We start from the raw sequence: 21,615 nt of genomic DNA on the forward strand, positions 1-21,615 counted from the left end.
CAAGGATTTTAACCGAAAATACCCATTGAATGAATGTGTTAATCATCTCAATTAAATTTATTAATAAAAAACGCGCCAAATAAGGCGCGTTTTGTCGCTAGAAAGACTTAAGCTACAGCGTCTTTTAAGCCTTTACCTGCTTTGAAACTAGGTACTTTGCTTGCTTTAATTTCAAGAGTAGCACCAGTTTGTGGATTACGGCCAGTACGTGCAGCACGTTCTTTCACGCCAAAAGTACCAAAACCGACTAAAGTTACAGTATCACCCGATTTTAAAGCTTCAGTAACAGAAGCAATTGTAGCATCTAAAGCCTTACCTGCGTCAGCCTTAGATAATCCCCCTTTCTCTGCAATTGCATCAATTAATTCTGATTTATTCATGAAGATTACGTCCTCTTAATATCGTTTATTTAAGGTTCAAGAATTGGTTTAACATGCCATAACGCCTTTATAGCAATGCTTTAGGTATAAACGCAATACTTAAGAACCTCTTTTTTTTCAAAAAATATGCGAAAAAAACATTGAATAATAAATAAAGTCATTTTATTTGTGTTTTTTTCGATAATTCTTCTTTCATTTTTTCTTGTTCCGCAGTCAATTGATCAACTTTGGCATGCAACTGAAGGATTAAACGTTCCAAATATTGTACATCCTTCAGTGTGACTAATCCTATACGATTCAATGAATGATGAACAGAGTTGTCAATTAATTTTTCCACTTTGTCTTTGGTGTCGATAACCGACTCTTTGGCTTTCTCCGAAACCTTTTCTACAGTTTGATCAGCAATATCGACAGTTTTAGATTCTAGTTCTTCACCCACCTTGACCAACGAGTCAAACAGTTTGTTGCCCTCTTCCTCTGCCCGAGAAAATGCCCCTAGCCCTGCCAGCCAGATCTGTTTGGTGTATTTACGAAAATCAAGGACCGATTTGCGCTCTGAGGCAGATTTGGACTTGGCTTTTAGCGTTTTCTCATTCGAAGCTTCCGCTGAATCTTGTGCTGTTTTTGACTTGTCCATGTGCACGGCTCCTGCTTATTTTCCACTCAATTATTATAAATTATTCTACAAAATCACTGCATAATAGCAAATTTAGTACTTGATAGATTTGGTAAACTGTTCTACAAAGCAATTTATTTCAAGTCTAATTTGATTTAACCCTGAAATCTTTTTACAGGCAGGAAGCTTTTTCACTTTATATTTCAGGTAAGGATTGGTTGTATATGAGCGAATCGCAACAAAGTCAAAATCAACCGCATTTGTTGCTTACGATGATGTTAATTGTTCTTGAAACAATATTTACCTTCATTCTCAAGCATGATCGTGTCGTTGCTCTACAGGCCAAAAAGTTTGTAGATGAAAATATCTCGGTTAAAATCAATAGCTATATTCCATATTTTGACTTTTATGTGCAATTCACCCCAAACGGGCTATTGTTTGACCATAAAGCACCAGGCCGCATTGTAGATCTGGATGTACGCACGACCCTCCCTGACCTGATTAAAATTTTTATTTTTGGCAATCGTCGCAGCATCCGCAATATGCGCATTGATGGTCATCAGGTTTTAAAAGATGAGTTTCGTGATCTATTAACTGTATTTAGTTTACCAAAAGTCTTGGCTGACTGGAGGCACTGGCTGTCCGAGGCACCTACAGATGAGACAGAAATTGTTGCCTCTAAAAAGCGTATTGCACCACTTCTAAAGAAAATTGAAGAGCAACGTTCCAAGATCAATACCTTGCAGGTAGAAGTTAAACAGTACAGAAACCGTCTGAAACGGATCGAGCAACGTCAAAAGCGCATTAATATTGCTTTTGGCCTGAGCACCATACTTTTGATTACGTTATTAGTGTATAATTGGCTGAGTGTGTAAATCTTTCATTATCCAAAATTTAAATCCCACTAAGGTCTACCAAAAATAACTTGACTATTTTAGTCGGGATTCTTAGAATTGACACATCTAGTCTAACCATGTGTATCGAATCATGCGCCTAACCACTCGCGGTCGCTACGCTGTGACTGCTCTGCTTGATCTAGCTTTACAGCCTTCTGAAAAAACGATTACGCTCGCTGAAATTGCAGCACGCCAAACTATTTCTGTCGCGTATCTTGAGCAGTTATTTGCGAAACTCAAACGCCATGGCTTAGTTTCAAGTGTTCGCGGAGCAAATGGTGGTTACCATTTAGCACGCAATGCAGATGAAATTACAGTATTAGCAATTATTGAAGCTGTAAACGAAACAGTTGATGCGACTCGCTGCGACCATAAAGGCAACTGCCAGAATGGCGCAATGTGCTTGACTCATGATTTATGGCAGGAACTCTCCCATCACATTGCCGATTATTTAGCAAAAATCTCGCTTGCTGATCTGGTTGCGCGTGACAATGTACAAACCGTGTCATTACGCCAAAATTCAGCCCCCTTTGATTCAGCCCTTTTATCGGTTACAGGTATTTGACATGAAACGTCCGATTTATCTTGATTATGCAGCTACAACTCCTGTAGATCCTCAGGTTGCTGAACGTATGATGGAATGCTTAACATTCGATGGTACCTTCGGTAATGCAGCATCTCGTTCACACGCATATGGTTGGCAGGCTGAAGAAAAAGTTGAATATGCACGTGAGCAAGTTGCCAATTTAGTTAAAGCTGATCCGCGTGAAATCGTATGGACCTCAGGTGCGACCGAGTCAGACAACCTTGCAATTAAAGGTGTAGCTCATTTCTATGCATCTAAAGGTAAACATATTGTTACCTCTAAAATTGAACATAAGGCAGTTTTAGATACCTGTCGTGAGCTTGAATCCGAAGGTTTTGAAATTACCTATATTGAACCACAGCCTAAAACTGGTTTAATTACACCTGAGATGGTACAGGCAGCGATTCGCCCAGATACGATTCTTGTTTCCCTGATGATGGTAAACAATGAAATCGGTACGGTGACTGATGTTGCAGCGATTGGTGAAATCACTCGTGCCAACAAGATTTTCTTCCATGTCGATGCGGCTCAGGCAGCGGGTAAAGTTGAAATTGATCTTTCGACTTTAAAAGTAGACCTGATGAGCTTCTCTGCGCACAAAATTTATGGTCCTAAAGGTATCGGTGCATTATTTGTCCGTCGCAGCCCGCGTGTACGCCTTAAAGCTGAAATGCATGGTGGCGGTCATGAACGTGGTATGCGTTCAGGTACGCTGGCAACGCATCAAATCGTAGGTATGGGTGAAGCTTTTGAACTTGCGGGTAAAAACCTGGAAGCTGAACAGACTCGTATACGCGTACTTCGTGACAAGCTTTGGAATGGCCTGCAAGATTTGGAACAGGTTTTCCTAAATGGTCACCCGACTCAAAACGTTGCAAACTACCTCAACGTAAGTTTCAACTTCGTTGAAGGCGAATCTTTGATGATGGCATTGAAAGATGCTGCGGTATCTTCAGGTTCAGCATGTACATCTGCAACACTTGAACCATCTTATGTACTTCGTGCGCTCGGTCTTTCAGACGAGCTTGCACACAGTTCGATCCGCTTCAGCTTTGGTAAATACACCACTGAAGAAGATATCGATCACGTATTGACTATCACTAAAGCTGCTGTTGAGAAGTTACGTGAACTTTCTCCGCTTTGGGATATGTATAAGGAAGGTATTGACCTTTCTAAAGTTGAGTGGGCTGAGCACTAATTTTCATCCTGAGATAGTAACGAATCCGTTGCTGTCTCATTGAGAAAAAATTTTTTACCCCCATATTTAATACTAAGGCTGACCCCGAGGTTTGGAGAAGCAACATGGCTTATAGCGAAAAAGTAATTGATCATTACGAAAACCCTCGTAATGTTGGCGTTTTAGACAAAAATGCTGAAAACGTTGGTACTGGTATGGTTGGTGCGCCAGCATGTGGTGACGTAATGCGTTTACAGATTCAGGTAAACGACGAAGGCGTGATTGAAGAAGCACGTTTCAAAACTTATGGTTGTGGTTCTGCCATTGCATCAAGTTCACTCGTGACCGAATGGCTCAAAGGTAAAACTTTGGATCAAGCTCAAGCGATCAAGAACATTGATATTGCTACTGAACTTGCACTTCCACCAGTAAAAGTACACTGCTCTGTTCTTGCTGAAGATGCAATTAAAGCAGCTGTAGAAGACTACCGTAGCAAGAAAGTTAAAGCTTAATTGTTCCACGTTTTGAAATTTTAACGGAGTTTTCATGATCCATTTAACTGAAAATGCTGCAACTCATATCAGCAATTATTTAAAAAATCGCGGTAAGGGTGAAGGTATTCGCGTTGGTGTGAAAACTTCAGGCTGTTCTGGTCTGGCTTATGTGCTCGAGTTCGTAGATGAAGTCGATGCACATGATCAGGCTTTTGAACAGTTTGGGGTTAAAGTATTCGTTGACCCGAAAAGTCTGGTTTATCTTGAAGGTATGGAGATGGATTACGTTAAAAACGGCTTGAATGAAGGCTTCGAATTTAACAACCCCAACAAGAAAGGCGAATGCGGTTGTGGTGAGTCCTTCACTGTATAAACCCGACAGTTATTCTCTTTGACATTAAAACAGTGTGTTTCACACTGTTTTAATTGCATTTATACAGTTATTTTTGCACATTAATCGCGGATCACCTCTCCCATGAATCATTTTGAGCTGTTCAACCTTCCTGTAGCACTCGATATTGATTTGGCGGCTTTAAAGACTGAATTCTTAAAGTTGCAGCAACAATATCATCCAGATAAAGCTGAAGACAAAGATCAGGCGCTGATTAAATCAAGTGATATCAATCAGGCATTTAAAGTCTTGTCAGCAGTCGATAGCCGTGCAGCATATTTACTGTCTCTCAAGAAACAGGATTATCACTTAGATCAGTCGATCAGTGATTTTGAATTCTTGCAGGATGCTCTGGAAATTCGTGAACAACTGGACGATGCGACTTCTGCTGAAGATTTAACCTCACTTAAACTCGAAGTCCAGCAATGGATCGAAGGTCTGGTTCGCGAGTTTAAAATTGATTATGCGGATGAAGACTGGGCTGAAGCACGCGATACAGTGCGTAAACTACGTTTCTTTGTCAAAGTCATGGCCGATATCGACAAAGCGGAAGACCGCTTCCTGGACGATGACAGCTTTGATCTTGATGATGATTTCTAATTTTTTTAATATTTAACGTGCAAAGGATGTAACACTATGGCTCTCTTGCAAATTGCAGAACCAGGTCAATCAAGTGCACCACATGAACACCGCATTGCGATTGGTATCGATTTAGGCACCACCCACTCTTTGGTTGCCACGGTTCTTTCAGGTAAAGCCAAAGTACTTAATGACGAACAAGGTCGTGTGCTACTTCCTTCTATCGTGCATTATGCAGAACAACAGACTCAATACGGCAATGAAGCAGCGCCTTTCATTATTACTGACCCGAAAAATACCATCGTTTCTGTGAAACGCTTCATGGGTCGTTCAAAAGCCGACATTAAATTCCAGCATCCCTATACATTGGTCGGTGAAGCGAATGAAATGCCGGCTTTTGAAACTGTGCAGGGTCGTAAGACTCCGGTTGAAATTTCTGCAGAAATTTTAAAGCAGTTAAAAGACCGCGCTGAAGCAAGCCTGCAAAACCCGGTCAATGATGCAGTCATTACTGTTCCAGCTTACTTCGATGAAGCGCAGCGTCAGGCAACCCGTGATGCTGCCCAGCTTGCCGGCTTGAATGTTTTACGTTTATTAAACGAACCTACTGCAGCTGCCGTGGCCTATGGTCTTGATCAAGAAAGCAATTTAAGTACAGATCGCAACTATGTGATCTATGACTTGGGTGGCGGTACTTTCGACGTTTCCATTCTGCGTTTTTCTCAAGGTGTGTTTGAAGTTCTGGCAACCGGTGGTCACACTGCGCTCGGTGGTGATGACCTGGATCGTTTAATCCTGAAATGGGCCAAAAAACAGCTGAATATCGAGACTTTGAATGATACTGAATATGCACATTTCATTGTCGCTGCGCGCAAAGCCAAAGAAGCTTTGTCGGATGCAGATTCAGTTCAACTCCAGCTGCTTGATCAAGTATTAACACTGGATCGTCCGACATTTGAAGACATCATTAAAGTTGCTTTAGACAAAACCATCAGCGTCTGCAAACGTGTTATGCGTGATGCCAAGCTTGAACTGAATGACATTCAGAATGTCGTTTTAGTCGGTGGTTCAACACGTTCTTATGCGGTACAAAAAGCTGTGCGTGAAGTGTTCAACCAAGAACCGCTATGTACCATCAATCCAGATGAAGTGGTGGCGATTGGCGCATCAATTACTGCGAACCAATTGATTGGCAATTCAACCGATGGTTCATTGTTATTGGACGTGACCCCATTGTCTCTTGGTCTTGAAACCATGGGCGGACTGGTTGAACGTTTAATTTCACGCAATACCGCAATTCCGGTGGCTCGTCGTCAGGAATTTACCACTTATCAAGATGGCCAGACTGCCATGTTGATTCATGTGGTTCAAGGTGAACGTGATCTGGTTGAACACTGCCGTAGCTTGGGCCGATTTGTACTGCATGGCATTCCACCAATGACTGCTGGTCAGGCACGTATTGAAGTGACGTTTCAGGTCGATGCAGATGGCTTGCTGACTGTATCTGCCAAAGAAACTACCTCTGGTGTGAATGCCCATATCGATATCAAGCCATCTTATGGTTTATCGGGTGAAGATACTGAACGTCTACTGCTAGAGGGTTATAAGTTCGCTGAAGAAGATAAAAATCTTCGTCATTTGAATGAAACCAAAGTTGAAGCACAGCGTGAGCTGGAAGCACTGATTCAGGCACTCAAGGTAGATGCCGCCCTTTTAACGGAAGATCAGCTTGCAGCCCTGCAAACCGCACAAATCCAACTTGAAACTGAACTTCAGGGTTCAGATATCAAAGCAATTGAATCTGCCGTTGAACAGCTTAAAATACATAGTGATGCTTTTGCAGCAGCACGTATGAATCAACATATTGATGCTGCTCTCAAGGGTACTAAACTCGACGAATGGTCAAACTCAAACTAATTTAAGGTAACGACTATGCCACGTATTAAAGTTCTTCCACATGCGCAGATTTGCCCCGAAGGTGCTGAGTTTGAAGTCGAACCAAATGCCAATCTTTGCGAAAGCCTGCTGAAAAATGGCATTAAAATTGAACATGCTTGCGATATGTCAGCTGCGTGTACGACCTGTCATGTAGTGGTGCGCAAAGGTTTTGACAGCCTCGAAGAAATGGATGATGTGGAAGCTGACTTACTCGACCGTGCCTGGGGTCTAGAACCAGACTCACGTCTTTCCTGTCAGGTTAAGCTGGACGGTGAAGATCTGGAAATTGAAATTCCAAAATATACAATTAACCACGCGTCAGAAAATCATTAAGATTTTCGCTACAAGCTCAATAAAAAACCACGCTCAGGCGTGGTTTTTTTCTTTGCTAGAAAGAATTAAAGTAAATTTAGATGAACTCTAAATATGTTCAATCACTTCATCTTCAAGCTTCAGTTTGACGATACCCTGCGAGTTGGTCATTTTCTGCTGAATTTCAATGCGTTTAATCATTTTTTCAAGTACATGAATTAACTCAGGATATTCAAAGTTTTGTACTTCATCCAGATTAAGCAGTAAATGAAAACCCTTATATTCATAATCGAACCAGCGCTGGTATTCGACTTTCTGAGACGCATATTTTTCCATCACCTGCCAGGTTCGCACTGGCGTTTTAATGCCTTTCAGGAAAATCGGCTTTTTCGGTGCGCAAAGATAATCATCCTTGATCAGATTATGAGTATCTTCTGAAATCAGGATTTCATCGACTGCCGCGGCACTTTGCAAACGCGCTGCCAGATTGGCATCACGCCCTACAATGGTATAAGCCATACGATGCGTGGCCCCATAATTTCCTACGTGGCAATAGCCGGTTGAAATTCCCATGCGGATATGGAGCGGCGGATAGCCCATTTTTATCCAGCGTTCGCGCAGCAACTTCATTTGCTGACGCATTGCCAATGCCATCTCCATACAGTTTTTGGCATCCTGCTCCACGCCTTCAGAATGCGGATCACCAAAGAAAATCAGGATGGCATCACCCATGAACTTATCAACAGTCGCTTCATAGTTTTTTGCGATTTCGGTCATATGCCGAAGATAATCATTCAGCAGGAATGCCAGATCATCTGGAATCAGGGTTTCAGACAACTCTGTAAAACCTTGAATATCTGAGAAAAAAATCGTCAGTTTTTTACGTTTATACTCAATTTTAGCTTCAGACTCACCTTTCATGATCGATTGCCACAACTGCATAGGCGCATAGCGACTCAACTGATTGGCAAATTCCATATAACGGTTCATCTGTTCGAAATAATGGTCTTTCTTCTGGGTCATGTATTGCACACGACCACTTTGATAAAAACTTCCAACACCAAAATAGGTAATCAGGCAGATAAAACCAAGAACCGTCAGTTCACTACTGGTCGACTCAAAATAATTATTAAACCCGAAGACCAGAATATTGGCCAGATAGAAAAGCGTAATCCCGATCAGGCTGGCTAGAGAAGCCATCATAAATGAGATTTTATTACTAATTGCGGTATAGAGGACTGCCACCAGACCGAGTAAAGACAATACCAGGTCCAGATGCACGGCCGCCAGAACCACCGAAATGACAATCACATCGATCAGAAAAAGAATATTGCGCCGGATATGATAATCATATTTATAAATCATCCAGCGAGATAGCTTGGGGATGATCAGTAAAACCAGAAACAAAAAAAAGGGAACAAAAAGTTGATACTGGGTATCTGGTTCAGTGTAATGAAAAACGACCAGAACCACAGACAACATGATATATCCCATCATGCGATGGAAATATTCGAACTGATGAGGCTCTTTTTGAATCCAGTCGTCTAATTGCACTCACTCACTCCCTGAAGTCCGCAACTGTCCATGGTTCTTTGAATGCCTTTGACTGATCAGTCCATGCGCCAGTCAAATGGCATATCGCCCTGGCCACGTAAAGCCAGCATTAAGGTTTGACGCATGTGTGCAAGTACTTCACTGCTATATGGAACTGCAGGTGTGCCCCAAACCGGTTTTGGCCATGCAACATCGTTCTGGTAACGGACCACATGATGAAAATGCAATTGCGGCACCATATTGCCTAGCGCTGCTACGTTCATCTTATCCGCACGGAAAACACGTGCCAGCTGGCTAGATAACCAGCTTGACTCTCTTAAAAACTGCTCTTGGTCAGCTTGGCTCAATTCATATAGTTCAGAGACACCCGGCACACGTGGAATCAGAATCAGCCAGGGAAATTGCATATCATTCATCAAACGACATGTTGACAAAGGAAAGTCGCCTACAAAAAAAGTATCTTGAGCAAGTTGTGGATGCAAACTAAACATATCTTTATAAATGATGCAAAATTAGAATGATGGCTAATACTAACATATCCAACTGAAGCTGAATATTGGAAGCAATGTGTTTAAAGACAAATTCTCATGATTTGTTGCAAAGCAGATCACAACAATCACTCTAAACAATTCATCAAAAAAATCAAGCCTGTCGTTCCTGCAAATTTCATCCTGTAATGTAATCCCAGCTGAATTTTCAGGCTGATTTAATCGAATAAAATCAGTGTAATTCTTTGAGCAGACTATCCAGCAAATCCTGAATAAACTGAATCCGTTTTTGATAATCTTCCAGCATGACCATCACTTTCAGACGCTGTCCTCCCTCCATACGGAAATAGGTCGGATGTTTCTGCATCATCTGGATGATGGTCATCGCCTGAACCGGGGTATCCGGGGCAAATTCAATATGCCCGCCCTGGCTACTGATATCAATTTTGGTAATACCAAGCTGTTCGGCTTTCAGTCGAATCTGATGGACGGTAAATAGCTGTTTGACAGGTTGTGGCGGTATGCCAAAACGGTCGATCAATTCCATCCGGATATTGTCCAGTTTTTCCTGGGTATCGGTATTACTGATACGCTTATAAAACAACAGACGTTGATGGACATCGCCAAGATATTCATCCGGAATCAGTGCGGGCATATGCAGGGTAATTTCGGCAGTCAAAGACAATGGTGCATCGAAGTTTGGCGTTTTGCCTTTTTGAATGGCTTTGGTGGCTTTTTCCAGCATTTCCATATACAGGCTATAACCAATCGCCTGCATCGAACCACTCTGCTGCTCACCGAGCAATTCACCTGCGCCGCGAATTTCCAGATCTTCAGTTGCCAGCATAAAACCGGCACCCAAGGTTGATGCACGCTGAATGGCGTCCAGACGTTTTTCCGCATCACCTTTTAAGGCTTTTAAAGACGGCACCATTAAATAGGCATAAGCCTGATGATGTGAGCGCCCTACACGTCCGCGCAGCTGATGCAGTTGTGCCAATCCGAGTTTGTCAGCACGTTCAATCAGAATGGTATTGGCATTCGGAACATCAATCCCGGTTTCAATAATGGTCGAACATACCAGAACATTATATTCCTTATGATAGAACTGCTGCATCACCTGCTCCAGTTCACGTTCACGCATCTGCCCGTGGGCCACAATCACCCGCGCTTCCGGCACCAATTTACGGATATGCTCGGCGGCACGATCAATCGTATCAACTTCATTATGCAAAAAATAAACCTGACCACCGCGCAGTAATTCACGCAGAATCGCTTCTTTAATGGTGTCATCGGTATGTTCTTGCACAAAAGTTTTCACCGCAAGACGGCGTGCCGGCGGTGTGGCGATAATCGACAGATCACGCATGCCACTAAAGGCCATATTCAGCGTACGTGGAATTGGGGTCGCAGTCAGTGTCAGCATATCAACATCGGCACGCATGGCCTTGATTCGTTCCTTGTCGCGCACACCGAAACGATGCTCTTCATCGACAATCATCAGACCGAGATTCTTAAACTGGACATTTTCCTGCAAAATCTTATGTGTACCAATCACAATATCGACTTTACCTTCAATCAGGTCGTCAATGGTCTTGGTATGTGATTTGGAAGAACCGAAACGTGACAGCACTTCAATCCGGACCGGCCAGTCGGCAAAACGATCTTTGAATGAATCATAATGCTGTTGGGCCAGCAAGGTAGTCGGTACCAGAATTGCCACCTGCCGGTTATTCTGTACTGCAACAAATGCGGCACGCATCGCGACTTCTGTCTTGCCGAAACCGACATCACCACACACCAGTCGATCCATCGGTTTGGCCTGCTGCATATCCTGCAGCGTCGCTTCAATGGCATTGGCCTGATCCGGTGTTTCTTCATAAGCAAAGCCACTAGCAAATTGCATATACAGGCTTTGATCGATTTCAAAACTGATCCCGGGCTTGGAAGAACGCCGTGCCTGAATATGTAGCAATTCGGCCGCGACATCGTGAATCTGCTCCAGCGCTTTACGTTTGGCTTTATTCCAGGCATCTGTACCGAGTTTATGCAAGGGTGCCAGATCCGGATCACCGCCACTATACCGGCTGATCAAGTGCAGATTGGTCACCGGCACGTAGACTTTGGCGGCATCGGCATAATCTAGCTGCAGGAATTCATGATCCTGATCATCAATACTTAAGGTGACCAGACCAGCATAACGTCCGACCCCATAATCGATATGTACCACAGGCGCACCCATGGTCAACTCAGTTAGACTTCGGATCAGAAACTCTTCGGAAACTTCCTGCAGACGCTTGCGACGGCGCTGTACCACCCGATGTTCATACAGCTGATTTTCAGAAATTACGCTAACACGATCAGTCAATACCAGACCGCGCTCTAAAGGCGCATTGGTAATGGCAATTGCATGCAGGGACTGGACAAAACTATCAAAATTTTCAACTGTTGGAATATCACCCAGACTTGGTCTTAAGGCGTCTTTGAGACTTTCACGGCGTCCCGCACTCTCAGCCACCAGCAGTACCGGATGATTGGCCTGATCAATATATTTTTTGACTTCATGAAACGGTTTTTCACGTTTCGGGTCTACAGGTAGACGCGGTGGCAACTGGGTATCAAGATTCAATACTCCAGCTTTTTGATCAAAAGGTGTTTGTGCGGCAATAATGCGTGCAAACTGATTCAGTTGCTCCAGCACCTGATTGGTCTGAAAAAACAGGCTTTCTGGGGGCAAGATCGGCTGATCGACATTGTGGCGACGATCTTCATAACGGCGTACCACATCCTGCCAAAACTGGCTGAGACTTTCTTCGAGAGCCCTATCTGTAATGACAATGCCATTCTTTGGTAGGTACGAAATCAGTGAACTTTGGCCTTGCATTGCTTCCGCGCTGAAAAACAAGGGCAAATAAAACTCGATTCCCGGCGAGACTATGCCATCCATCACATCCTGATAGATCGGGTTTTTCTTTGGATTCGCGGTCGGGAAAAATTCGGCATAGCGGTCACGGAAAGTGGCACGACCTTCCTTGAGCGGAAATTCCTGTGCCGGCAATACGGTAAACTGCTGCAAACTTTCTGTGGTGCGCTGAGTTTCAGAATCAAAAAATTTCAGGCTTTCAATTTCATCATCAAACAGGTCAATCCGAATTGGTGCTTCCTGTCCCGATGCGTAGATATCCATGATACTGCCGCGCACTGCGAATTCACCCGGATCATAAACGGTATCGACCAGATGATAACCCGCCTGAATCAGCTTTTTCTTTTGTTGTTCCAGATCAAATTTCTGACCGACATGAATATCAAAATGCTCACCCAGAATCCATGAGGTCGGCGCTACACGTTGTGCCAGAGTTGAGGCGGACAGCAACAGTACACCTGTTTTGGGCATATTGGATAAGATTGCCAGACGTTCCGAGACAATATCCTGATGTGGGGAGAGACGGTCATAAGGCAAGATTTCCCAATCTGGAAAAATCGTGGGTTTAATCCCATAAAATTCCAGTTCACTTTCCAGTTGACCCAAATGCTGATTATTACGTGCAATCACGATAAATAAACGCGATTGCTGCTGCACGATTTCTTTAAGCAATAATGCAGTTGAGGAACCTTGCAGATTGCCTAACCAGCGTTTCTCGCCTGCTTTGAGCTGTGGTAAATTGAGTTGGGAAATTTCTTGCTGGAACATGGATATAGCTTTAAAGTCTAAATAACCTGAGGCTTATACTAGCACGATGATCTCAGGATATTTTGTTATTTTTATGCAGTCTTGCGACATCAATACACATCAAAAATAAGCCACTTTTGCAGCTTATTTTTGATCACGCAGAAAGTTACGATAATAATCATTTAACTTCTTAAGGATCATTTTGAATTGCAGCAGGTTTTCTTTGGTATTGCCTAAAGTCGCATTAAAACGCTGATGGGCAATTTCCAGATCAATTTTTTCATTGATCAGCATCGCGGTATCATATAACGCTTTTAAATCATCAAACTGTTTTAAACGGCGATTGGACAAATACTCTAATCGTGCACCCAATTCCTGATTGAGTTGAATACCATCGACGATATAACCTGTACCTTCTACATACTGGATATTCTGCTCTTCTAAATATAGCTGTGCAGCAGTCGGTTTATTACTTTTAAATAATGCACTGATTTTATCAAACATCGCCATTTACCCAGCCAAATATAGTTCAGCTTATAGTCTAGATGAAAATGCCTCAAATCCACATCCTGAACTTAAGGCAAATTATCAAAATAGCAGCTGTTCGATGTTACATACGACTTAACGTCTCTGGCTCTGTTAAGAAACCTGTTCGAGCTGATTCTCTGCTGAAGGGATTTCAGATACCAGATTTTCAAATGCAAAAATCTCTTCTAATTGCGCTTCACTCAATAAGCCCAACTCTAATACCACCTGTGGCACGGTTTTATTTTCGCGCATACATTGTTTGCCGATTTCATCGCATTTGGCATGTCCCAATATCGGTTCAAGCAAGGTCACAATCCCGACACTGCGCATAACGGAACTTAAGCAAATCTGCTCGTTGGCCTGAATACCAGCAATACATTTCTGATTCAGAGTTTGCATGCCTTGGGTCAATAACTGGATTGATTCATTCATCGCCACGGCAATCACAGGTTCCATGACATTCAATTGTAGCTGCCCGGCTTCCGCAGCCATAGTAATGGTTAAATCATTACCAATCACCCGGAAGGCAATCTGATTCACAACTTCCGGAATGACCGGATTGATTTTTGCCGGCATGATCGAAGAACCCGCCTGTAATTCGGGTAACCGAATTTCAGCCAGACCTGTACGCGGTCCCGAACTGAGCAGGCGCAGATCATTACAGATTTTGGACAGTTTTACCGCGAGACGTTTTAAACTGCTCGACAGAATAATAAAGACGCCACAATCACTGGTCGCCTCGACATAATCTGCGGCTCCTTTTAAAGGCAGACCAGTCAGATGCACCAAGATTTCCACCACCCGCTTGGCATAGCCGGGTGGTGTATTGACCCCGGTCCCAATCGCAGTAGCACCTAAATTGACTTCCAGCAATAACTGTCGCATCTGCCTAATCATTTTCAGATCTTCTTTTAATAAAGTTGCAAATGCTCGGAATTCCTGTTCCATAGTCATCGGAACTGCATCTTGTAACTGGGTACGTCCCATCTTGATAACATATTTAAATTCAGCCGCCTTCTGGCCTATACACTCTATTAATGCGTTAAGTACATTCAATAATTCGTCCAGACTGCTATAGGTTGCCAGACGCAAGGCTGTTGGATAAACGTCATTGGTCGATTGCGAGGTATTGACGTGATCATTCGGATGCAGAATGTGATAATCACCTTTCTGATGGCCCGACATTTCAAGGGCAATATTGGCGATCACCTCATTGGCATTCATATTGATGGATGTTCCGGCACCGCCCTGATAAGGATCGAGTGGGAATGCCGATTGCCACGCTTCCGGATGCTGAATCAATTCATCACAAGCTTTCTGAATAACAAGACTGGTCTGCTCAGGCAATTTTTTAAAATGCAGATTAGCCTGTGCCGAGGCTTTTTTTACTTGGGCCAAGGCACGAATAAAATGCGGTTGTTGTCCTACGGCCAGTCCGGAAATCTTAAAATTTTCGATAGCACGTAAGGTATGAATCCCATAATAGCTATGTAATGGAATCTGTTTTTCACCCAACAAATCACGTTCTATGCGGGTCGGTTCGATTTGAAGCAAATTGTCCACGGAAAAATACTCTTGGCGATGCACCGTATTTGGTGTGATCTCAATATGAGCAAACAAATCCACATCTAATATGAAGACTTTGCCCTAGATTTGCTACTGTTTATTACCAATACGATAGAGCTGTTAATTCTGTAAGTTTATGTAATTTACTGGCTAAAATTTCTCTACGTTAATTGTTGATTATGCATTGTCACTTTTTCTTAATCGACATCTTTTCGCCTTGTATACCCGTAGCTACTCATCGTTCAATTTCAGTGGATCCGGAATGAATTTACAATAAGAAAACATAAAAGCCGTGCAATTGTTACAGAGTGTAATTTTTAAACCATGCTTGAATCACTGCCTTGCGATCTCCGTACAAAAAATCATCTTGGACGATGATTTTCATATTTACAGGATGCCCTGCCTATGACTTATTTAAATCCCACCCTGATTACCTTCATGTTTTATATTATCGCCATGATTGCAATCGGTTTATATGCTTACCGTGCAACCTCTAATTTTGATGAATATATTTTAGGTGGGCGAAGTCTGGGCAGTGTCGTTACTGCACTTTCGGCGGGCGCATCGGATATGAGTGGCTGGTTATTGATGGGTCTTCCGGGGGCCATTTACCTCTCCGGCCTGTCAGAGGCGTGGATTGCAGTCGGTTTGATTATCGGCGCATGGTTAAACTGGTTACTGGTCGCTGGCCGGTTACGTGCACATACCGAATATCAGAACAATGCCCTGACCTTGCCGGATTATTTCACCAGCCGTTTTTCCGACCGCAAGCGTATTTTACGAGTCTTGTCAGCCCTGGTGATTCTGGTGTTCTTTGCAATTTATTGCGCCTCGGGTATGGTTGCAGGCGCACGTCTGTTTGAAAGTCTTTTTGGCTGGAATTACACCACAGCACTTATGATTGGTGCCATGGCGACCATTCTCTATGTCTGTATTGGCGGGTTTTTGGCAATCAGCTGGACCGATACATTCCAGGCCGGTTTGATGATTTTTGCCTTATTGCTGACTCCGATCATTACTTTCCTAGCCTTGGGTGACAACAGCCAGCAAGTGAGTATAATCCTTGAATCGGCTCGTCCACATGCTTCCAGCATGCTTGAAGGTTTAAGCACCGTTGCGATTATTTCCAGTTTAGCCTGGGGCTTGGGTTATTTTGGTCAGCCGCATATTCTGGTGCGTTTTATGGCGGCAGATTCAGTCAAAACCATTCCTGCTGCACGCCGCATTGGCATGACCTGGATGATTCTATGTCTAGGCGGTGCAATGGCTGCTGGTTATATCGGCATAGCCTATTTTACGGTCAATCCGGCACTGGGTTCAGTGGTGAATCAAAATCCTGAAACGGTATTTATGGAATTGACCAAAATCCTGTTTAATCCTTGGATTGCCGGAATCATTCTGGCTGCTATCTTGGCGGCAATTATGAGTACCTTAAGCTGTCAGCTTCTGGTCTGCTCAACCACCCTGACCGAAGATTTATACAAGAGTTTCCTGCGTAAAAATGCTTCACAAAAAGAGCTGATTTGGGTAGGTCGCGGCATGGTCTTGGTGATCGCGTTGGTTGCGATTTCACTGGCGATTAATCCGAACAGTAAGGTTTTGGGTCTGGTGGCTTATGCCTGGGCCGGCTTTGGTGCTGCATTCGGCCCGCTGATTATCTTGTCTCTGTTCTGGAAACGAATGACCCTCAACGGCGCAATTGTGGGTATGCTGGTCGGTGCCGTGACTGTAATTGTCTGGAAAAATTACATGGGTGATACCGGTCTGTATGAGATTATTCCGGGCTTTATTCTGGCCACGCTCAGCATTATCATTGTTAGCCTGCTGGATAAAGCACCGAGTGCTGATGTAGTCGAACGCTTTGAAATGGCTAAAGCCGAGTATCAAAAAGAAATGGCGGAAATGAAAAAATAAACATTTTCTTCAGCATAAATTAAAGGGGCTTTCGCGTCCCTTTTTGATTTTAATTTACTGCTAATTATTTGGCTTTTCCCGGCATTTTCAGATGAATTCTTTGACTTTCTTTAATCACTTCCATCACCGGATAACTGCGCGTTTCCTTAATTCCGGGCAATTGCCACAAGATCTGACCAGAGATTTTCCGGAACTCATCCATATTGGCACAGCGGATTTTCACCACGAAATCAAAACCGCCACTGATCATATGACATTCAATAATTTCAGGAATCTGCCGCACAGCATGGGAAAATTCATCTAGAACATTCGGTGTGGTTTTATCCAGTAAAATTTCAACAAAGACCACAAAACCATTATTCAACATCACGGGGTTGAGACGCGCTTCATAGCCCACAATAAAACCTTCACGGGTCAGCTTTTGTACACGGGCCAAGGCTGCCGTAGGTGACAGATTGACCAGTTCAGCCAGTTTGATATTGGACAGCTTGGCATCAGATTGCAATAAACCCAGTATACGAATATCTATACGGTCAAGGTTCAAATAAGGACTTGGCATTAGAATTATTCTCTAAAAAAAGCGAAAACTATAGTGAGATATTCGTCAAATATTCTGTGATTATAGATTAAAACTCATTCACCTCAAAGAACTGATTGACGCAGTACAGGAAGTCACTATGCCAACCACTCTCCGCCCAGATTCAATTTTAGATGCGGCCCAGCACTCGAATTATATTGCTGAATTTAAACATAAAAACCAATACGAAGAACGGATTAATACGGCATGGCGTCGTGCTGAAACTGAATGCGTCGAAGAGTTATTGGCCCATAGTGAAATTTCTTCCGAGATGAGTGACAAGATTCAGGCGCTTGCCTTTGATCTCGCACATTCTTTGCGTGAACGTAAAAGCTCCACTGGGAAAGCCGGAATCGTACAGGGTTTATTGCAGGAATTTTCTTTATCCTCTCAGGAAGGCATTGCCCTGATGTGTCTGGCAGAAGCCTTGCTACGGATTCCGGACAAAGCCACACGTGACCTGCTGATTCGAGACAAAATCAATCAAGGCAACTGGAAAGAACATTTGGGCCAGAGCCAACTAATGTTTGTGAATGCGGCAGCCTGGGGACTAATGCTGACTGGCAAGCTGATGGAAACCCCTCAGCAAAAGAGCCTGTCTAGCTTGTTGACTGGTATTTTGGCACGCAGTGGCCGCGGGATTATCCGTAAGGCCGTCGATGTTGCCATGCGCATGATGGGCGAGCAGTTTGTTACGGGTGAAACCATTGATGAAGCATTAAAAAATGCCGAACCGCTGGAAGAAAAAGGATTTCGCTATTCCTATGACATGTTGGGTGAAGCAGCACTGACCGACCCGGATGCTGATCGTTATTATCAGGATTATCAGCAAGCCATTCATGCCATTGGTCAATCTTCGCAGGATAAAGATGTTTATGATGGTCCCGGAATTTCTATCAAGCTCTCTGCCCTGCATCCACGTTATCAGCGCTCGCAAATGGATCGCGTGCATGAGGAACTCTATGCAAAAGTACTTAAACTCGCGGTCTTGGCCCAGCAATACAATATTGGTTTAAATATCGATGCTGAAGAAAGCGATCGCCTTGAGATTTCGCTGGAACTGTTAGAACGCCTGTGTTTTGAACCGCAATTGCAGGACTGGAAAGGCATTGGCTTTGTAATTCAGGCCTATCAAAAACGCTGCTTCTATGTCGTGGATTACATCATTGATCTGGCAAAACGCAGCCAGAAACGCCTGATGATTCGTCTGGTCAAAGGCGCGTATTGGGATAGCGAAATCAAAAAGGCCCAGATTGATGGAATGTCGGATTATCCGGTATTTACCCGAAAGGTGCATACCGATCTGTCTTATATCGCCTGTGCGCGTAAGCTGTTGGCTGAACCGGACTATATTTACCCGCAATTTGCCACTCATAATGCACAAACGGTAGCGACGATCTATCAACTGGCGCAACCTGAGCAGTATTATGCTGGCCAATATGAGTTTCAATGTCTGCATGGCATGGGCGAACCGCTCTATGAAAATGTCGTGGGCGATCCAGCGAAAAATAAACTCGGTATACCCTGCCGGATCTATGCGCCCGTGGGTAATCATGAAACTTTGCTGGCTTATCTGGTGCGCCGTTTACTGGAAAATGGTGCTAATACCTCCTTCGTCAATCGTATTGCCGACAAGACTTTAAACATTGAGGATTTGATTGAAAATCCACAGCAAACGATTTTAAAGGCATCAAAACAGGAAAACGTATTGGGAGCCAAGCATCCACATATTCCGTATACGCAAGATCTTTATGCCGATGCACGCATTAACTCTTCAGGACTGGATTTGGCCAATGATGCTGAACTCCGTGTTTTAAATGACGTCGCAGTCAATCTGGCAAATACGCAATTTCAGGCAGCGGCTATGGGAACAGCATTTAACAGCGTGGATACGACCCAAGCAGTCCCCGTAATCAATCCGGCACAACATCAGGATGTGGTCGGCACGGTCTATGAAGCAACTTCTGAACAGACCGAAATTGCGCTCACCCAAGCAGTTAATGCACAAAGTTTCTGGGCCAATCTGTCAAAAAATGAGCGTGCTGCCTGCCTGAATAGAGCAGCAGAACTGATGGAACAGCGTTTGCTTCCGCTCATGATTCTTCTTTCTCGTGAATCAGGTAAAACCTATGCCAATGCGATTGCTGAGGTTCGTGAAGCAGTAGATTTCTTACGCTATTATGCAGCTCAAGTTTTGGATCTCAGTGACCATGTACAGATCCAGCCTTTAGGCACCGTGCTATGTATCAGTCCATGGAATTTCCCGCTGGCGATTTTTACCGGCCAGATTTCAGCGGCACTGGTAGCAGGTAATACCGTGATTGCCAAACCGGCTGAACAAACACCGCTGATTGCAGCACAAGCCGTACAGATTTTATGGGAAGCAGGGATTCCGCAGGATGTATTACAGCTGCTACCTGGGCGCGGTGAAACCATTGGTGCACAGCTCAGTGCAGATTCGCGTATTCAGGGCATCATGTTTACCGGTTCCACCGAGGTCGCCCAAATTCTACAAAAAACCGTTGCAGAACGGCTAAACCAGTTTGGAGAAAGCGTCACCCTGATTGCTGAAACCGGTGGTCAGAATGCCATGATTGTGGATTCATCCGCCCTGACCGAACAGGTGGTGCTGGATGTTGTGAGCTCTGCCTATGACAGTGCCGGTCAACGCTGTTCTGCCCTGCGTGTCCTCTGTGTGCAAGAAGATAATCTGGAGGCTGTGCGCAACATGCTCAAAGGTGCGATGCAACAGTTGCGCGTTGGCAATCCGGTCTTGCTTAAAACCGATATTGGTCCGGTGATTGATGCAGAAGCCCAACAAAATATCCAACAGCATATTGAGCAGATGCGCAGCAAAGGCCATAAAGTTTATCAGTTGATGTTTAATCAAGACCAGACTGAATTAACTCCAGGAACATTCATTGCACCAACCCTGATTGAACTGCCAAATCTGGATGATCTGGAACGTGAAGTATTTGGTCCGGTACTGCATCTGATCAGCTATAAATATGGCGAACTGGAACAGTTATTAGATCAGATCAACAGTAAGGGCTATGGCCTGACTATGGGTTTGCACACGCGCATTGATGAAACCATGCAAACCGTGATTGCGCGAGCAGAAGTCGGCAACCTGTATATCAACCGCAATATCGTTGGTGCTGTCGTGGGTGTCCAGCCATTTGGTGGTGAAGGCTTGTCCGGCACCGGCCCGAAAGCGGGTGGCCCGTTGTATATCTACCGTTTAATGCATCACGTATCCGAGAAAAAACTGGCTCAGCCTTATGCAGTTCAAGCGGAGCCAGCCCTTGTTGAAAATCACCTTGTTCAGGAGTTTAAAGCTTGGTTAGCTAAAACTTTCCCAACTTTATCTTTAAAAGCGCCTATGCAAATTGCGACTGGTCAAAGCTTTAGCCTGCAAGGCCCAACTGGTGAGGATAATCAGTACATCATCTTGCCACGAGAAAGTGTTTTATCCTTAGCACATACCGAGCAGGATCAGATTCAGCAAATTCTGGCGATTTTATCGGTTGGCAGTCGTCCTGCGGTACTGGCGGACAATACTTTTATGCTGAAATATTTACCAACGATGCCGGCCGCGGTCAGCAAGCAGTTTAAAGTGATCCGGAATATTGAAATAGGTGCATTTGGTGCCGTCCTGCATCATGGTGACACTGCTGAACTGATTGATTTGCAGAAACGCATTGCAGCCCGAAAAGGTCCAATTATTAGTGTTACTCATTGGAGTTCGGGAAACTACGATATTCCGGTCGAACGATTGGTGATTGAACGCGCCATCAGCATCAATACGGCGGCGGCAGGCGGCAATGCCAGTTTAATGACCATGGGTAATCTCTAAATAAGTCGAATAAATCCCGCATTTTTAGTTCAAATATTTCCTCTTTATGACCAAATTTTTCTCCTCAGAGTGTTTGGTCTTTTTTATGCAGTT

Annotated in this window: 18 protein-coding genes; 10 read left to right on the plus strand and 8 right to left on the minus strand. The window is 43.9% G+C overall.

All coding sequences use genetic code 11. The features are described from left to right. Nucleotides 1-107 precede the first annotated feature (107 nt). Nucleotides 108-380 carry an HU family DNA-binding protein gene (locus tag VXQ11_RS03320; RefSeq protein WP_004279807.1) on the minus strand — a complete coding sequence of 91 codons (273 nt, stop codon included), beginning with the start codon at nt 378-380 and terminating at the stop codon, nt 108-110. Nucleotides 381-537: 157 nt separating this feature from the next. Continuing rightward, nucleotides 538-1,017, minus strand: coding sequence for a phasin family protein (locus VXQ11_RS03325; protein ID WP_064096080.1), 480 nt, complete (start codon nt 1,015-1,017; stop codon nt 538-540). A 203-nt stretch (nt 1,018-1,220) separates the two neighbouring features. Between VXQ11_RS03325 and VXQ11_RS03330 the strand changes: the two genes are divergently transcribed. The 8 genes from VXQ11_RS03330 (at nt 1,221) to fdx (ending at nt 7,390) form a co-directional block, all read left to right on the plus strand. Next, nucleotides 1,221-1,871: a hypothetical protein gene (locus VXQ11_RS03330; protein ID WP_144723971.1), complete on the plus strand. Its 651-nt coding sequence runs from the start codon at nt 1,221-1,223 to the stop codon at nt 1,869-1,871. A gap of 112 nt (nt 1,872-1,983) precedes the next feature. Then, the gene (locus VXQ11_RS03335) at nt 1,984-2,457 is read left to right on the plus strand and encodes an Rrf2 family transcriptional regulator (RefSeq protein ID WP_005096769.1); all 474 of its coding nucleotides are present in this window, start codon (nt 1,984-1,986) and stop codon (nt 2,455-2,457) included. 1 nt (nt 2,458) lies between these two features. Next, entirely contained in the window at nt 2,459-3,676 is a 1,218-nt protein-coding gene (locus VXQ11_RS03340) for an IscS subfamily cysteine desulfurase (protein ID WP_064096078.1), read from the plus strand. A gap of 104 nt (nt 3,677-3,780) precedes the next feature. Then, a complete protein-coding gene (iscU, locus tag VXQ11_RS03345; protein ID WP_004279815.1) occupies nt 3,781-4,167 on the plus strand; it encodes a Fe-S cluster assembly scaffold IscU in 387 nt (128 codons plus the stop codon). 34 nt (nt 4,168-4,201) lie between these two features. Beyond that, nucleotides 4,202-4,522: an iron-sulfur cluster assembly protein IscA gene (gene iscA / locus VXQ11_RS03350; protein ID WP_005107159.1), complete on the plus strand. Its 321-nt coding sequence runs from the start codon at nt 4,202-4,204 to the stop codon at nt 4,520-4,522. 102 nt (nt 4,523-4,624) lie between these two features. Continuing rightward, nucleotides 4,625-5,140 carry a Fe-S protein assembly co-chaperone HscB gene (hscB, locus tag VXQ11_RS03355; RefSeq protein WP_064096077.1) on the plus strand — a complete coding sequence of 172 codons (516 nt, stop codon included), beginning with the start codon at nt 4,625-4,627 and terminating at the stop codon, nt 5,138-5,140. 36 nt (nt 5,141-5,176) lie between these two features. Continuing rightward, a complete protein-coding gene (gene hscA / locus VXQ11_RS03360; protein WP_416705419.1) occupies nt 5,177-7,036 on the plus strand; it encodes a Fe-S protein assembly chaperone HscA in 1,860 nt (619 codons plus the stop codon). A gap of 15 nt (nt 7,037-7,051) precedes the next feature. Beyond that, nucleotides 7,052-7,390, plus strand: a complete 339-nt coding sequence (gene fdx / locus VXQ11_RS03365) for an ISC system 2Fe-2S type ferredoxin (RefSeq protein ID WP_064096075.1) — start codon at nt 7,052-7,054, stop codon at nt 7,388-7,390. An 87-nt stretch (nt 7,391-7,477) separates the two neighbouring features. On the opposite strand, the gene VXQ11_RS03370 is transcribed toward fdx, so the two are convergent. The 5 genes from VXQ11_RS03370 to aspA form a co-directional block, all read right to left on the minus strand. Then, the gene (locus VXQ11_RS03370) at nt 7,478-8,923 is read right to left on the minus strand and encodes an adenylate/guanylate cyclase domain-containing protein (protein ID WP_064102061.1); all 1,446 of its coding nucleotides are present in this window, start codon (nt 8,921-8,923) and stop codon (nt 7,478-7,480) included. A 56-nt stretch (nt 8,924-8,979) separates the two neighbouring features. Then, a complete protein-coding gene (locus VXQ11_RS03375) occupies nt 8,980-9,414 on the minus strand; it encodes an HIT domain-containing protein (RefSeq protein ID WP_004646760.1) in 435 nt (144 codons plus the stop codon). A gap of 229 nt (nt 9,415-9,643) precedes the next feature. Next, nucleotides 9,644-13,102 carry a transcription-repair coupling factor gene (gene mfd / locus VXQ11_RS03380; RefSeq protein ID WP_064096073.1) on the minus strand — a complete coding sequence of 1,153 codons (3,459 nt, stop codon included), beginning with the start codon at nt 13,100-13,102 and terminating at the stop codon, nt 9,644-9,646. Between the two features lie 123 nt (nt 13,103-13,225). Continuing rightward, nucleotides 13,226-13,591 (minus strand): hypothetical protein, encoded by a 366-nt coding sequence (locus tag VXQ11_RS03385; RefSeq protein WP_171255283.1) that lies wholly within the window; start codon nt 13,589-13,591, stop codon nt 13,226-13,228. A 129-nt stretch (nt 13,592-13,720) separates the two neighbouring features. Beyond that, complete coding sequence (gene aspA, locus VXQ11_RS03390; protein ID WP_416705420.1) at nt 13,721-15,172, minus strand: aspartate ammonia-lyase; 1,452 nt, start codon at nt 15,170-15,172, stop codon at nt 13,721-13,723. A gap of 408 nt (nt 15,173-15,580) precedes the next feature. Here aspA and putP point away from each other — a divergent pair, with 408 nt between their 5' ends. After that, the gene (gene putP, locus VXQ11_RS03395) at nt 15,581-17,089 is read left to right on the plus strand and encodes a sodium/proline symporter PutP (RefSeq protein ID WP_416705421.1); all 1,509 of its coding nucleotides are present in this window, start codon (nt 15,581-15,583) and stop codon (nt 17,087-17,089) included. Between the two features lie 64 nt (nt 17,090-17,153). Here the strand turns inward: putP and VXQ11_RS03400 are convergent, their stop codons facing one another. Then, nucleotides 17,154-17,648, minus strand: coding sequence for an Lrp/AsnC ligand binding domain-containing protein (locus VXQ11_RS03400; RefSeq protein ID WP_416681091.1), 495 nt, complete (start codon nt 17,646-17,648; stop codon nt 17,154-17,156). A 118-nt stretch (nt 17,649-17,766) separates the two neighbouring features. Here VXQ11_RS03400 and putA point away from each other — a divergent pair, with 118 nt between their 5' ends. Beyond that, the gene (putA, locus tag VXQ11_RS03405; protein WP_416705422.1) at nt 17,767-21,522 is read left to right on the plus strand and encodes a trifunctional transcriptional regulator/proline dehydrogenase/L-glutamate gamma-semialdehyde dehydrogenase; all 3,756 of its coding nucleotides are present in this window, start codon (nt 17,767-17,769) and stop codon (nt 21,520-21,522) included. The last annotated feature ends 93 nt before the right edge of the window (nt 21,523-21,615 follow it).

Source organism: Acinetobacter sp. 197, assembly GCF_048148385.1.
In the GTDB taxonomy this organism is placed as follows: domain Bacteria; phylum Pseudomonadota; class Gammaproteobacteria; order Pseudomonadales; family Moraxellaceae; genus Acinetobacter; species Acinetobacter pecorum.